General features: G+C 54.6%; 1 protein-coding gene and 1 pseudogene. One reads left to right on the forward strand and one right to left on the reverse strand.

Annotated features, from left to right (window positions below):
* A partial coding sequence (gene otnK / locus ACTF5M_RS11360) for a 3-oxo-tetronate kinase (RefSeq protein ID WP_438961075.1) occupies positions 1-1192 on the reverse strand: 1192 nt, incomplete at its 3' end.
* Positions 1193-1372: 180 nt separating this feature from the next.
* Here otnK and ACTF5M_RS11365 point away from each other — a divergent pair.
* Positions 1373-1661, forward strand: a pseudogene (locus ACTF5M_RS11365) (fatty acid desaturase); the annotation flags it as partial.

The raw sequence follows: 1661 nt of genomic DNA on the forward strand, positions 1-1661 counted from the left end.
GTGAACCAAAATTGCCTGATTTAAGCGCAAGGGTCAGGTCTTTGCTGGCGCGCAATGCGGGTACACCGGGGTCAATTTCAGGGCCGATCTCAAGCTGTGTAAGCTTTAGGCCTTCCACAACCGCGCCTGATGTCTCACCGCCCGCGGTTAACAAACGGGTAATACCACCTGTAACCAGCAGGGCCGCAACATCAGAAAAGAGCGTTTCAATGGCCTGCGATGACTGCTCAAGACCGTATTCAGTTTGGACTGATTTAATGACCTCAGGATCAGCAGAACTGTACGCAAGCGGGATGCCGTCAGCCTGCAGTGCCCACGACGCGATGTCTTGGGCGGTTTGGCGGCCCTCAATCACATCAGCGGCAATAATCTCAAGACTGGGGTGGTTTTCTTTGTGACGTGCCACTTGTTCACGGGTCGCGATCGAGCATGATCCAGACAGGGCCACACATTTGCCGTCCTGACTGGTCCAGTTGGGGCGGCTTGGGCTGCAGCCAAAATTTGCAGGCAGACCAAGCGCCACGCCAGACCCGCCAGTAATCAACGGCAGGTCGGCAGCGGCTTTGCCGATGGCCATTAGATCTTCATCGCGGATTGCATCAACAATGATGTGGGTGTTCTCAAGGGCGTGCTGCGCGTCAAGCTCGGCTGAAATCGCCTCTGCGCCAGCAAACACTGTCGGGGCTGCAACATGCCCGACCGAATGTTGAGTTTGCAGACCCAACCAACGGCGCAGGTCAGGGTCAGTCATTGGCGTGAGCGGGTGATGGCGCATGCCACTGTCACTTAGCAGCTGATCTTGGACAAACAGATGCCCCTGGTAAACTGAGCGCCCCGTTGTTGGAAAAGCAGGGCAGGCGATCACGCGTGTGGCGTTAAGCCGCGCGGCTAGCGCATCCATGACAGGACCAATGTTACCTTCAGGTGTGCTGTCAAAGGTTGAGCAATATTTGAAAAATATCTGCGTGCAACCTTGGGCCAACAACCAGTCAAGCGCCGCAAGAGACTGCTCAATAGCTTGGGCTGCGGGAACGGATCGTGACTTAAGCGCAACCACACCGGCCTCAATATCAACAGAAGCAGGGTCAGATGGAACCCCAGTGTATTGCGTAACGCGCATCCCGCCTTTGGCCAGCGTGTTTGCGAGGTCACTTGATCCAGTAAAATCATCACCAATACAGCCGAGTTTCATATGCTATCCGCCTGTTCATGTCGTTGGCGTAAGGGATAGCGGCTGGCCCGACAGATTGTCTAGGGGTATGTCAGAATACCTTTCGCTGTGAGCGGCATGCTCTCTTCCGATATGCCTGATTGTGTTGCGTTTGGCGGAAATAGCACTATCAGGAATGCACGAAACAATCGAGTAGACCGCATGAACCAAAATGCCGACGAAAGCCAGCCTACGCAAATGGTGGGACCCGCCAGAGATTGGCTTAAAACCTTGGGCAAATACCGCGAACCAGATGTGTGGCGCAGCAGCTTTGAAATTGCCGTGACGCTTTGCCCGTTTGTGGTTCTGTGGGTCTGTGCGTGGTGGGCGTTGTCGGTGTCTTGGATCTTGGCGCTTTTCATTGCGCTCATCAACGCGGCGTTCCTTTTGCGCCTATTTTGTATCCAGCATGATTGTGGCCACGGTGCGTTTTTCAAAAACCGTGCGGTTA

It is taken from the genome of Nereida sp., assembly GCF_965655635.1.
GTDB lineage: Bacteria > Pseudomonadota > Alphaproteobacteria > Rhodobacterales > Rhodobacteraceae > Nereida.